Origin of the sequence: Actinokineospora globicatena, from assembly GCF_024171945.1 — a bacterium.
Classification (GTDB): Bacteria; Actinomycetota; Actinomycetes; order Mycobacteriales; family Pseudonocardiaceae; genus Actinokineospora; species Actinokineospora globicatena.
Genome location: NZ_JAMTCR010000003.1, coordinates 232,259 through 245,720 on the forward strand (window position 1 = coordinate 232,259; position 13,462 = coordinate 245,720).

The 13,462-nt window shown below is 74.1% G+C and carries 7 protein-coding genes; all 7 read left to right on the forward strand.

Translation table 11 applies throughout. The annotated features are described in order from the left end of the window. Positions 1-415: 415 nt before the first annotated feature. From LV79_RS14380 to LV79_RS14410, 7 genes are read left to right on the forward strand one after another with little or no spacing between them, the layout of a single operon-like run. Positions 416-5,899 (forward strand): non-ribosomal peptide synthetase, encoded by a 5,484-nt coding sequence (locus LV79_RS14380; RefSeq protein ID WP_253836509.1) that lies wholly within the window; start codon positions 416-418, stop codon positions 5,897-5,899. After that, a complete protein-coding gene (locus LV79_RS14385; protein WP_253836512.1) occupies positions 5,896-6,876 on the forward strand; it encodes a GHMP family kinase ATP-binding protein in 981 nt (326 codons plus the stop codon). The genes LV79_RS14380 and LV79_RS14385 overlap by 4 nt, the downstream gene beginning before the upstream one ends. Further along, entirely contained in the window at positions 6,870-7,559 is a 690-nt protein-coding gene (locus LV79_RS14390) for a hotdog fold domain-containing protein (RefSeq protein WP_253836514.1), read from the forward strand. Before LV79_RS14385 ends, LV79_RS14390 begins: the two co-directional genes overlap by 7 nt. Further along, positions 7,556-9,376 carry a non-ribosomal peptide synthetase gene (locus LV79_RS14395; RefSeq protein ID WP_253836516.1) on the forward strand — a complete coding sequence of 607 codons (1,821 nt, stop codon included), beginning with the start codon at positions 7,556-7,558 and terminating at the stop codon, positions 9,374-9,376. The genes LV79_RS14390 and LV79_RS14395 overlap by 4 nt, the downstream gene beginning before the upstream one ends. After that, positions 9,367-10,665 carry a cytochrome P450 gene (locus LV79_RS14400; RefSeq protein WP_253836526.1) on the forward strand — a complete coding sequence of 433 codons (1,299 nt, stop codon included), beginning with the start codon at positions 9,367-9,369 and terminating at the stop codon, positions 10,663-10,665. Before LV79_RS14395 ends, LV79_RS14400 begins: the two co-directional genes overlap by 10 nt. A gap of 28 nt (positions 10,666-10,693) precedes the next feature. After that, positions 10,694-11,473 (forward strand): thioesterase II family protein, encoded by a 780-nt coding sequence (locus LV79_RS14405; protein ID WP_253836528.1) that lies wholly within the window; start codon positions 10,694-10,696, stop codon positions 11,471-11,473. Next, positions 11,470-13,446, forward strand: a complete 1,977-nt coding sequence (locus LV79_RS14410) for a carbamoyltransferase C-terminal domain-containing protein (protein WP_253836530.1) — start codon at positions 11,470-11,472, stop codon at positions 13,444-13,446. Before LV79_RS14405 ends, LV79_RS14410 begins: the two co-directional genes overlap by 4 nt. Positions 13,447-13,462 lie beyond the last annotated feature (16 nt).

Below are 13,462 nucleotides of genomic sequence, written 5' to 3' on the forward strand. Positions count from 1 at the left end.
AAAGGTCCACAGTGGAGGGATCGCGTCGGGGTCCACCGCGGTGCTTCGGTGCCGGAAGGGCTGGAGGTGGCCGGCTTCCACCAGCCGATCGGCGCCCACGACGGGGAGCCTGGACCGGCCGGGCACCGGGTCGGACCCGGTATCACGGGCGGTGGTGGTGAGGTGGGGACGCGTTCACCCGTTTGACGGTGCAGGAGCCGGGCTTCCAGTCGTTACGGTGGTTGATATAAGGGGGTCGACAAACGTCGGGGAAACTCTCGTGAACAGGGTCGGTGCTGCCGTCCGGTATTGGTCTTATCCGGGCGGTTTCAGCGTGCCCGATCATTAGGGGGCTGGGGTTGTTCAGCGTTGTGCCGTGCCGCGCAGATGACCGGAATTCGGACAAGCCCGACGCCGATGGCGGAAGGTGTTCGGGGTGAGCGTCGATCGGCGGCCCGACGGGGGTCCGGTTTCCGAGGAATTCCTGTTTCCGGCCTCGCGGGCCCAATACCAGTTGTTCTTCGTGCAGAACCTGCTGGGCACCGCGCCCACCTACCACGTCGCCCTGCGCCACCTGGTGCGCGGCCCGCTGGACCGCCGCGCGCTGCGAGCGGCCCTGCAGCTGCTCCTGACCAGGCACGAAGCGCTGCGGACGCACTTCACCCTCGCTGACGGCCAGCTGTTCCAGGTGGTCCGCGAGGACGCCGCGCTCGACTACCTGGAGACCGACGACCCGGCGCCTGCGTGGCTCGACGACCGCGACCGGGAGCCGTTCGACCTCGAACGGGGTCCCCTTTTCCGGGCGCGGTTGCAGAACCTCGCGGCGGACCGATCGGTCCTTTCCCTGGCCATGCACCACATCGTCGTGGACGGGTGGTCGGCGGGGATCCTGCTCGACGAGCTGATCGTCGCGTACCGGGCGATCGCGACCGGCGCCGAACCCGACCTTCCCGTGCCTGAATTCCAGTACGCCGATTATTCGGGCTGGCAGGATGAGTGGTTGCGCGGCGCCGCGGCGGCTCGTCAACTCGATTACTGGCGAACCGCCCTCGCGGGTGATCTCCCGGTTCTCCGCTTGCCTTCCGACACGGCCGAACCGCCGTCGTCGGCCGGTTCCTCGATCGCCTTCCCGCTGCCCGACGACCAGATCGGGGTCCTGCGCCAGGTGGCCAGGGACGCGGACGGCACCCTGTTCCTCGTCCTGCTCGCGGCGTTCACCGTGCTGCTGCGCGAGCAGACCGGCTTCGACGACATCGTCGTGGGGACCGCCGCCGCCAACCGCGGTCGCCGCGAGTTCCACCGCACAGTCGGCTTCTTCGTCAACACCGTGGCGCTGCGCGCCGACCTCGGTGGCGACCCGACCTTCCGCGAGCTGGTCGAGCAGGTGCGGCGCACCGCGCTGGCCGCCTACGACAACCAGGAGGTGCCGTTCGACCTCGTGGTCACGGCGCTGAACCCGGACCGGGGCCCCGAGCACGACCCGGTGCTGCAGGTGCTCTGCACGCTGAACGAGGCCACCGCGGCGCCGGTCGAGGCGGCGGGCGCCCGGTTCGAGCCCGCCGAGCTGAGAACGGAGACCGCCAAGTACCCGTTCTCCCTGGCGATCACCGACGAGGGCGCCGCGGTCAACGCCGAGTTGGACTACCGCACCGGTCTCTTCAGCACCGAACGGGTCGAGCTGTTCGCCGAGCGCTACCTGGCGATCCTCGCGGGTGCGTCGGCGGACCCGGACGTGCCGGTATCCCGCCTGATCGGTGCGCCAGCGCCCGTCCGCGCACCGCGTGCGGCCCCCGCCGAGGACGACTGGGACGAGCCGGTCCCCTACGCGCCACCGACCTCGCGCACCGAGGCGGTGCTCGCGGAGATCTTCGCCGAGGTGCTCGGCCGGGACCGGGTCGGCATCGACGACAACTACTTCGAGCTGGGCGGCGACTCCATCCGCAGCGTGCGGGTCCTCGCACACACCCGGGCCGCGGGTCTGCGGGTGCGGCTCACCGACCTGATCCTGCACCAGACCATCCGCGAGATCGCCCCGCTGGCCGTCGCCGTCGACCCGGAGCCCACCGCGGGTGCCGAACCGTTCACCCTGATCAGCGCCGCGGACCGCGACCTGGTCGGGGCGGGCGTGCAAGACGCCTACCCGTTGCTGGGCGTGCAGGCCGGGATGGTCTTCCACAGCGAGGCCACCGGCGAGAACCAGCTCTACCACAACGTCGCCACCTACCTGCTGCGCACCGAGCACTCCACCGGGGCGTGGGAGCGCGCCGTGCGGCGGCTGACCCGCCGCCACGAGGTCCTGCGGACCTCGTTCTCCCTCGGCGGTTTCAGCACCCCGCTGCAGCTCGTCCACCGCGAGGTCCCGCCGCCGATCACCGTGGAGGACCTGCGCGACCTGCCCGAAGACGCCACCCGGGCCGCGGTGGACGCGCGTTTCCGGTGGGAGCGAACACATCCGTTCGACCTGGGCCGCGCGCCGCTGATCCGCTTCCACGTGCAGCGGTGCACCGAGGACACCGCCCAGCTCTGGGTGGTCGAGCACCACGCGATCATGGACGGCTGGAGCGGGCGGTCGCTGTTCGCCGAACTCCTCAACACCTACCTCGACGAGCTGGGCAGGCCCAAGGACATCCCGCCCGCACCCACCGCCCGGTTCCGCGCGGCTGTCGAGGCCGAGCGGGCCGCCGTGGCCGACACCGCGCAGCGCGAGTTCTGGGCCGAGCAGGTGCGCGACCTGACCACCACCGGCCCGCCGCGCACCGGCACGGCACCCGCCGACATGCGGATGGCCGAGTTCGCCCTGCCCGCTCGGGTGTCCGACGGGGTGGCCGAGCTGGCCAAGGCGGCGCGCGTCCCGGTCCGGATCGTCCTGCTGGCCGCGCACCTGCGGGTGATGGGCCTGCTCGGCGGCGGGCCCGATGTGGTGACCGGCGCGGTCTACAACGTCCGCGGCGAGGAGGTCGACAGCGACCGCGTGGTCGGGCTGTTCCTCAACACCGTGCCCTTCCGCTGCTCGCTGACGGGTGGGACCTGGCGGGAGCTGGTGGCGCGGGTCGCCGCGGTCGACCTCGCCATCCAGCCGCACCGCCGCTACCCGCTCGCGCAGGTCCAGCGCGAGCACGGTGGCGGCCCGCTGTTCGAGACCTTCTTCAACTACACGCACTTCCACGTCTCGCGCACGCAGCCGACCGCCGAGGACGACCTGGAGGTGGTGGCCGAGGACGGCGTGGTCCCCACGAACTTCCCGTTCGGCGCGGAGTTCTTCCAGGAGCTGGGCGCCGAGTCGATCGGACTCGCGCTGCGCTACGACGCCAACCTCCGCACCGACGACGAGGTCGCCCGGATCCACGGCTACTACGTGGCCGCCCTCACGGCCCTGGTCGAGACCCCCGACGAACCGCACGCCGAGGCGGTCCTGCTGTCGGCGGACGAGCTGCGCGCGCTCGCCGGGTGGAACGCGACCGAGCGCGCGTACTCCGCCACCCACGTCCTGCACGAACTGGCCCGCGAGCGCGCCGCCGCCGTTCCCGACCTGCCCGCCGTGATCCACGAGCGGACCACCCTCACGCACGCGCAGCTGCACGAGAGCGCGAACCAGGTGGCCCACCGCCTCATCGAGCTGGGCGCCCGTCCGGGGCGGTTCATCGGCGTCACCGCGCACCGGTCGGTCGAGCTGGTCGTCGGCCTGCTCGCGGTCCTCAAGGCCGGGTGCGCCTACGTCCCGCTCGATCCCGACCACCCGCGGGCCCGGCTCGCCGCGCTGGCTCAGGACGCCGGTGTCGAGCTGGTCCTGGTGGGCCCCGGCCTCCATGTCGACGGCGTCAGCACCGAACCGCTCGACCTCGACGCCGTTGGACACCTCCCCACCACCGCGCCCGAGGTGGTGGTGGCACCCGAGGCTCCGGCGTACCTGATCCACACCTCCGGCTCGACCGGCAAGCCCAAGGGGGTCGCGGTCTCCCACCGGGCGATCTGCAACCGGCTCCTCTGGATGCAGGACGCCTACCCGATCGGCCGCGACGACGTGCTGGTGCAGAAGACGCCGTTCTCCTTCGACGTGTCGCTCTGGGAGTTCTTCTGGCCGATGATCACCGGCGCCCGGCTGGTGGTCGCCCGACCCGGCGGCCACCGCGACCCCGCCCACCTCACCGACCTGATCCAGCGGCACGGCGTCACAGTGATCCACTTCGTGCCGTCGATGCTGCGCGCCTTCCTGGCCGACGACGGGCTGACCGGGTGCGCGAGCCTGCACCGGGTGTTCTGCAGCGGTGAGGCCCTGCCGTTCGACCTGCAGCAGGACTTCCTCGCCCACCACACCGCCGACCTGGTCAACCTCTACGGCCCCACCGAGGCAGCCGTCGACGTCAGCCACTGGCGGTGCCGCGACGGCGTCGAGCGGGTGGTCCCCATCGGCCACCCCATCGCCAACACCGCCCTGCACGTGCTCGACCACGACCTCAACCCCGTCCCGGTCGGCGTCGCGGGCGAGCTGTGCGTCGGCGGCACCGGCCTGGCGATCGGCTACCCGAGCGACCCGGACCTGACCGCCCACCGCTTCCCCACGACCCGCCACGGCAGGGTCTACCGCACCGGCGACCTGGCCCGCCGCCGACCCGACGGCGCGCTGGAGTTCCTCGGCAGGCTCGACGACCAGGTGAAGATCCGCGGCCTGCGGGTCGAGCCGGGCGAGGTCGAAGCGGCGCTGCGCGAGCACGGCACCGTCCGCGACTGCGCTGTTCTCGTCCGCGGCGACACCCTCGTCGCCTGCGTCGTGGCGGACCCGGCACTCGACTCGGCCGCGCTGCGCGCCTGCCTCGCCGAGCGCCTTCCCGAGCACCTGATCCCCGGCCTGTGGATCCCGGTGACCGCGATCCCGTTGTCCGCCAACGGGAAGACCGATCGCCGCGCCCTCGCCGAGCTGGTGGCGCGAGAGCGGGTCCCCGCGCCGGTCGACACCCGCGTCGCACCGCGCACCGAGGTGGAGCGCGAACTGGCCGCGATGTGGGAGGAGGTCCTCGGGGTCGGCCCGATCAGCGTCGAGGACACCTTCGCCGACCTCGGCGGCCACTCGCTGGCCGCGCTGCGGGTCATCGCCGCGGTGCGCGGGCGGTTCGACCGCTCGCTCTCGCCCGCCGACCTGCTCGGCGGCCGCACCGTCGCCGCGCTGGCCGCCAAGCTCGGCGACAGCGGCGTGGGCGGTGGCGGCGTGGGCGGTGGCGGCGTGGGCCGCGACGACGCGGCCGAGCTGCTGGTGCTGCGCGCGGGCGGCGACCTCGACCCGGTGGTCCTCATCCACCCGAGCGACGGCGGCGTGTTCTGCTACGAGGCCCTCGCCGCCCGCGTCGACCCGCGCCACCCGGTGCTGGGCATCGCCGCCGCGGGCCTGCACACCGGCGCCGGGCCCGAGGACGTGCCCGCGATGGCCGCCGACTACCTCGCCCTGCTCCGCGCGGACCGCGCCACCGGCACCCGGTTGCTGGTCGGCTGGTCCTTCGGCGGGGTGGTGGCGCACGAACTGGCCCGGCAGCTGACCGCCGCGGGTGAGCGGGTCGGCCTGCTCTGCCTGGTCGACTCCGCGTTCCCCGGCCAGTACGACCACTCGGGCGAGGACCCCGCCGAACTGCTCCGCGCGGACCTCACGGGGCCCGAGCCGCACGACTGGTCCGCGCTGGTGGCGGTGTTGCGCCGGAACCTGGCCGCCCAGGCCGCCCACCGGCCCGGCACCTACCCGGGCGACGCGGTGTTCGTGCAGGGCGACCACCACGGCGACCACGGCAGCGCCGACCTGTGGCGCCCGGTGATCGGCGGCCGTCTCACCGTCCACGAGACCGGCATCGACCACAAGGACCTGGTCGCGCCACCCGGCGTGGACGTCCTGGCTGACCTGGTCAACCGCGCGCTCGACGGTGGTGCGGGGCGATGACGAACACGACGGGGCTCGATGAGTACGGCGCCGCCCGCGGGTCCCGTGGCTGCCGGGTCGAGGTGAACCAGGGGCCGGTGGTCGGCCACGGCCGGGCCTGCGGCACCTTCGGTGAACTCCTGCAGGGCGTACTACCCGACGGCGACCGGGACTTCCTGGTCACGCTGCCGATCACCGAGGGAGCGGGCGCGCGGCTCACGCTCACCGGGGGACCGGGACCGGTGCTGGTCGTACCCGAGACCAAGCGCAAGTCGCACCGGCTCGTGCGGTCGATGCTCACCGCGTGCGGTTACGAGGGCGGCGCGGTGCTGGAGCTGACCGGGAGGCTCCCGGAGGGCAAGGGCCTGGCCAGCTCGTCGGCGGACTTGGTGGCCACCGCCCGGGCGGTGGCCGACGCGCTCGGGGCGCGCCTGGACAGCACCGCGATCGAGGCGCTGCTGCGCGGCATCGAACCCTCCGACGGGGTGATGCACGACGGGATCGTGTCCTTCTACCACCGCGAGTCCCGGCTGCGGGAACGCCTGGGCTGCCTGCCCCGCCTGACCATCGTCGGGGTCGACGAGGGCGGCCAGGTCGACACCGTGCGGCACAACCGCGTCCCGCACCCGCGCAGCGGCCGCGACAAGCACGAGTACGCCGAGCTGCTCGACCGGCTCGCGGGCGCGGTCCGCACGCACGACCTCGCCGAGGTCGGCGCCGTCGCGACCCGCAGCGCGCAGCTGAGCACCAAGGTCCGCCCGCGCCGCCACCTCGACGCGCTGCTGCGGATCACCGCCGAGGCGGGCGGCCTCGGGCTGGCCGCCGCGCACAGCGGCACAGTGCTCGGGGTGCTCATCGCCGCGCACGACCCCGAGCACGACGCCAAGGTCCGCGCGGTCGTCGCGGCGGGGGAGCGGCTCGCGGGCTCGGTGTCCACGTTCACCTCTCTGTGCAGGCACGAGGAATGCCTCCCCGCCGCGGGGGGTGCGCCGTGCTGACCGTGCCCGCCCGGTTCAACGGCCCCCCGGACTCCGGGCACGGCGGCTACACCTGCGGTCTGCTCGCGGGCGCCGCGCTGCCGGGCACCGACGCGTCGGTGACCCTGCTCGCCCCGCCGCCGCTGGACGAGCCGATGCGGCTCGCGGCCGGGCGGCGGCGGTCCGCGCTGTGGTGGGACGAGGAACTCATCGCCACCGCCACCCCGGCCGCCGCGACGGCGACGCGGGTCCCCGAACCCGTCTCGGTGGACCTGGCCCGAGTCGCTTCCGAGGGGTTCACCGGGGTCGACGCCCACCCGTTCCCCACCTGCTACGCCTGCGGCCACGAGCGGGCCGACGGCAGCGGGCTGCGGCTGGCGCCCGGCCCCGTCCCCGGCCGCGCCGACACCGTCGCCTGCGTCTGGACCCCGGCCGACAGCGGCGCGGCGCTGCTGTGGACCGCGCTGGACTGCCCCGGCGGGTGGGCGGCGGACCCGCGGACCGCGACCCGGGTGCTCACCCGGATGACCGCCCGGCTGCTGCGCGCCCCGCGCCCGGGCACCCCGCACGTGCTGGTCGGCTGGTGCGCGCCCGGCGGCGGTCGGACCGCCACGACGGCGACCGCCTGCTACGACGCCGACGGCGCGCTGGTCGCCACCGCCGCCTCGGTGTGGACCGCGACCGAGTGCTCGAGGAAGGGATGACAGTGCCGAACCCCACGCCCGCGCCGGACCCCCTGCCCGCTGCCGACGCCGCGGCGCTCCCGCTGCCGGTGCTCTTCGCCCGCCAGGTGGCCGCCGCGCCGCGGCGGATCGCCGTGCGCCAGGGCGCGCGGCGGCTCAGCTATGCCGTCCTGGACGAGCGGTCCGCCCGGCTGGCCGCGCTGCTGCGCGAGCGCGGCGTCGGCGCTGAGCGCCCGGTCGGGGTCCTGGTGGAACGCTCGGTGGCGCTCCCTGTCGCCCTGCTGGCCGTGCTGCGCGCCGGTGGCTGCTACCTGGCGCTCGACCCCGCCTGGCCCGCCGCCCGGCGCACCGCGCTGCTCGCCGACGCGGGGGCCGAGGTGGTCCTGACCCAGCGCTCGCTCGCCGACGCGGTCGACCCCGCTGCCACGGTCGTGCTCGACGACCCCGACCTCGTCCTACCCGAGCGCGGTCCGGACGCGGTCGTGCACCCCGACTCCCTGGCCTACATCGCCTACACCTCAGGTACCTCCGGGAAGCCGAAGGGCGTCTGCGTGACCCACCGGGCCGTGGCCAGACTGGCCGTGGACAACGGGTTCCTCGACGTCCGGCCCGACGACGTGTTCTTCCAGTACGCGCCGGTCGCGTTCGACGCCTCCACCCTGGAGCTGTGGACCCCGCTGCTCAACGGCGCCACCCTCGCCGTCGCACCGGCGGGGGAGCTGTCCCCGGTGGAGCTGGCCGAGGCGGTCCGCGCCGAGTCGGTCACCACGCTGTGGCTGACCGCGGGCCTGTTCCACCAGGTGGTCGACACCGCGCTCGACGCCCTCTCCGGTCTGCGCTACCTCATCGCGGGCGGCGACGTCCTCTCACCGTCGCATGTGGACAAGGCGGTCGACGGACTGCCCGGTGTCACCGTGGTCAACGGGTACGGGCCCACCGAGAACACCACCTTCACCTGCTGCCACCCGGTCACGGCCGCGCTCACCACACCGACCGTGCCCATCGGGGGGCCGATCAACGGCACCGGGGTCCGGCTGCTCGGCGAGGACCTCACCCCCGTCCCCGACGGCGAGGTCGGTGCCCTGCACGCCACCGGGGCGGGCCTGGCCCGCGGGTACCTGGGGCAGCCCGCCGCCACCGCGGCGGTGTTCCTGCCCGACCCGCACGGCGCCCCCGGCTCGCGCATGTACCGGACCGGTGACCTCGCGCGGGTGTTGCCCGGTGGCGCGCTCGCGTTCGCGGGCAGGCTGGACCGGCAGGTCAAGGTCCGCGGCTTCCGGGTCGAACCGGAGGAGGTCGAGCGGGCGTTGCTGCGCCACCCCGATGTGACCGAGGCCGTCGTCGTCGCCCAGGACGACCCGCACGGCGGTCGCAGGTTGGCCGCGTTCTACACCAGCGACTTCGCCGTCCCGGTGGCCGAACTGCGCCGCGCGCTGGTCACCGAGCTGCCCCGGGCGCTGGTGCCGAGCTCGTTCGCCAAGCTCGACGAGCTGCCGCTGACCGCCAACGGCAAGGTCGACCGCGCCGTCCTGGCCGCGCGGACCACTCGGCGGCGTCCCGACCTGGGAACCGACCCGCTGCCGCCGGAGGGCCCGCTGCAGGAGTGGCTGGTCCAGCTGTGGGCGGACGTGCTCGGGCTGGAACCGGTCGGCGTGGACGACGACTTCTTCGAGCTGGGCGGGCACTCGCTGCTGGCCACCCAGATCACCACCGAGGTCAGCGCGGAGTTCGGCATCGCACTGCGCGCGCGGACCTTCTACGAGCACCCGACCATCGGCGAGCTGGCCGAGCACCTGGCCGCGGTGACCGGTGGCGCGCGGGAGGTCCCGTGCGGCTGACCGTCCCGAGTGGACTCCCCGACACCGACCTCACCGCGGTCGACCTGTTCGACCCGGAGCTCTACGCCACCGGCGACCCGCACCCGCTGTGGCTGGCCATGCGCGAGCGCGCCCCGGTGCTGCGCCAGACCCTGCCCGACGGGCGCGGGTTCGCCTCGGTGACCCGGCACGCCGACGTGCGGGCGGTGCTGCGCGACCACACCCGGTTCACCTCGCGCCGGGGCACGCTGCTGTCCATCCTCGGCTCGGACGACCCGGCCGGGGACAAGATGATGGCCGCCAGCGACCCGCCCGTGCACACCCGGATGCGCTTGCCGCTCAACAGCGTGCTGTCGTTCGCCGCGCTGCGCTCCCGCGAGCCCGGCATCCGCGACGTGGTGCGCAGGCTGCTCGCCCCGTTGGCCGCCGGTGAACCCTGGGACCTGGCCGTGGCGGGGGCGGGCTTCCCGATGGCGTTCACCGGGGCGCTGATGGGCCTGCCCGAGGCGGACTGGCCGGAGCTGACCCGGCTCACCACGATGGCCGTCGCCCCGCAGGACCCGATGTTCGGCGCCGAGGCCGACGACGGCTCCCTGGTCGCCGCCCACCACGAGCTGTTCGAGTACTTCGCCGGGCAGGTGCAGGCCCGCGGGGAGCGCGACGACCTCGTCGGCTTCCTCAAGCGGATGGACGCGGGCGGGCGGCCGCTGCGCCTCGACGAGATCGTCTACAACTGCTACAGCCTGCTGCTGGGCGCCAACGTCACCACCCCGCACGCCATCGCGGGCACCGTGCAGGGGTTCATCGACTTCCCCGACGAGTACCCCCGGCTCGACGGCGACCCCGACCGCACGACCCTCGCGATCGAGGAGGGGCTGCGCTGGGCCTCGCCCGCCAACCACTTCATGCGCTACGCCGTGGCCGACACCGAGCTGTCCGGGGAGCCGGTGCGCGCGGGCGAGGCCGTGGTGGCGTGGCTGGGGTCGGCCAACCGGGACGAGCGGGTGTTCGACGACCCGTACCGGTTCGACGTCGCCCGCAGGCCCAACCGGCACGTGGCCTTCGGCACCGGCGTGCACTACTGCGTCGGCGCCCCGCTGGCCCGCGTGGCACTGCGGTCGCTGTTCGGCGAGGTCGTCGACCTGGTCGAGCGCTTCCACCCGGCCGGGCCGCCCGAGCACCTCAAGTCCAACTTCGTCGCCGGGGTGCGGTCCATGCCGGTGACCGCCGAGCTGCGCCCCGGCGCCGCCGACCTGCTGGCCACCGCCACCGCGGGGGCGGGCCCGCTGCCCGAGCTGCCCGCCAGGTGAGCACCGCGCCCGACCGAGAGGAGCGACCGTGAGCACGTCCCCCACCCGCGCCCGACCGGGCAAGTGGCTGCTGCGCAGGCCCAAGGACGACGCCGCGGCCCGGTTGTTCTGCTTCCCCTACTCGGGGCTGGGCGCCTCGATGTACAGCCGCTGGCCGGACTCGACCGGGGCGGTGGAGATCTGCGCCGTGCAGCCGCCCGGCCGGGAGAACCGGATCCGCGAGCCGCACTTCGGCGAGTACGCCGACCTCGCCGAGCAGGCCGCGGCCGCCCTGCGCCCCTACCTGGACCGCCCGTTCGGCTTCTTCGGCCACTGCGGCGGCGCGCTCGCGGCGTTCGCCACCGCTGTGCGACTGCACGCGGACGGCGGCCCGGTTCCCGACTGCCTGTTCATGTCCTCGCAGGTCGCGCCGCACGACGGGCCCTTCGGCCGGTTCCTGTCGATGTCCGACGACGAGCTGCGCCTCGAGCTGACCGAGCTGACCAAGGCCCTCGGCGGGCGCCCGGACCCGGACGTGATCGACCTGGGCCTCGGCGTGCTGCGCGCCGACATCACCGCCAACCAGCACTACCGCCTCGACGCCCCGGTCGTGCTGCCCGGGGCGCTGCACGCGATCGGCTGGACCGACGACGCCGAGATCCGACCCGACCAGATGGGCGGCTGGCGCGCGTACGCCACCCCGGACCGGTTCACCGCCGAGGTCCTGCCCGGCGGGCACCACACCTTCCTCGACGCGCCCGACGAGCTGATGACCGCGGTGCGCCGGGGCCTGGCGCCCGCGCCCCGACCGACCGGGGGGACCCGATGAGCGAGTACCTGCTCTCCTGCTACCTGACCGAGCCCGGCCCGGCCTCGGTGCTGCAGACCCGGCACGACCAGAACATCTGCCTCTGGCGCCGCGGCGGGTCGAGCGTCGACCTGGTGCGGATGTGGGAGGTCGAGCGGTTCAGCGGGCAGAAGCACCACTACTGGCCGCTCTACACCGCCGACCGCGCCGAGAAGCTGCTGGCCGAACTGCTCGCCGAGGAGGGCCTGACCCTCGCCGACATGACCGCCGTGTGGGGGACGCCCGGTCTGCCAGGAGCCGTGGAGCTGACCGTGCCCGCCGGGGCCCAGGGGCTGCCGCTGCACACCCTCGGGCACCTGTTCAGCGGGTTGCTCATGGACACCCGGATCTTCAAGCAGGAGACGATCGTGGCGATGGCGATCGACGCCGCCCCCGACTTCGTCCAGGAGAAGGGTGCGTCGCTCGCCTGGTACGCGGGCTGCGTGTCCCAGCGCGGGCGGCTGACGTTCGCGCCGGTGCGGTCCCCGGCCCCGCTCTACACCGCGGGCGAGATGCTGTTCGGCAAGGAGCCGGGCACGCTGATGGCGCTGGCCACCGCCACCGGCACGACCATCGAGTTCGACGTGGCCCCGGTGCTCGACCTCAACCTGCTCGGTGGGCGCGAGCACCCGGTCTCCGTGGCCGTGCCGTTCGTCGAGGGCATCCTGGCCGAGGCCCGCCGCCAGCTCCACGGCCGTGACCTGGCGGCGGGTTTCACCGAGGAGGAGCACGTGGCGAGCGCGGTGATGGAGACCGTGCAGCGCTGCTGCGAGGAGGTCGTGCGGCGCAACGTGGTGGAGCTGTGCGAGCTGGCGGGGGTCCGGCCGCAGGACAGCTACCTGTCCACGAGCGGCGGGTTCGCGCTCAACTGCCCGGCGAACTCCTTGCTGGTGAACGAGTTCGGCTTCAAGGGCCTGCTGACCCCGCCGTGCGCCAACGACTCCGGCCAGTCCTACGGACTCGGGCTGCTCGGCCTGCACGCCGCGGGCGCGTTCGACGACGCCGACCACGTGCTCGAGCACGCCTACCACGGTGCCGAGCTGCCCGACCTGGACAGCGCGCTGGCCGAGTTCGCGCCCTGGGTGGCCGAGGTCGACGAGTTCGACCCGGGCCGGTTCGTCGCCGACGTCACCGCCGAGCCGCTGGCCTGGGTCGACGGGGCGGCGGAGATCGGGCCGCGCGCCCTGTGCCACCGCAGCCTGCTCGGGGACCCGCGCGCGCAGCGGACCAAGGACCGGCTCAACGAGCACAAGCAGCGCCAGTGGTGGCGGCCGGTCGCGCCGGTGGTGATGGCGGAGCTGGCGGGGGAGTGGTTCGAGCAGAGCAGGCCGTCGCCGTACATGCTGGAGACCTCGCTGGTGCGCGCGGACCGGCGCGCGCGGGTCCCGGCGATCCTGCACCTCGACGGCACGGCGCGGCACCAGACGGTGACCGAACGGGTGAATCCGTTGCTCTACCGGGCACTGAGCGCGTTCCACGCCGAGACCGGGGTCCCGATCCTGTGCAACACCTCGCTCAACGACCGCGGCGAGCCGATCGTGGGCACCGTCGCCGAGGCGCTGACCTTCTGCGTGCGCAAGGGGGTCCCGGTGCTCTACGCGCAAGGCAAGCGGATCGCGCTGCGCCGAGAACCGGTGCCGCCCACCGCGCCGCCCGACGGCCCGCGACCGCGTCGGGCGGGGTACTTCGCCGGGCAGGAGGCCGACCGCGACGCCATCTGGCAGCGCTGGCTCGACGCCGGGTTCACGGAACGGGCGATGTACCTGCTCACCCAGATGCCGGAGATCCGCGCGGACGAACGACTCCGCGTCGCCGAGGACCTCAACGCGCTCGCCGAGTACGTGGCCGGGGTCGACCCGGTGTTCGACGCCTGGGTGCGCGACTTCCGCGCGTCGCAAGGACCCGGGGTCACCTTCCCGGCCGGGCCCGTCCACCCGCACCGCCCCGCACCGTGACGGTGTTGTAACTTGC

Excerpts from the sequence above, each read along its gene's own strand:
- LV79_RS14410 (WP_253836530.1), top strand. The coding sequence starts at position 11,470 with ATGAGCGAGTACCTGCTCTCCTGCTACCTGACCGAGCCCGGCCCGGCC.
- LV79_RS14395 (WP_253836516.1), top strand. The coding sequence starts at position 7,556 with ATGACAGTGCCGAACCCCACGCCCGCGCCGGACCCCCTGCCCGCTGCC.
- LV79_RS14385 (WP_253836512.1), top strand. The coding sequence starts at position 5,896 with ATGACGAACACGACGGGGCTCGATGAGTACGGCGCCGCCCGCGGGTCC.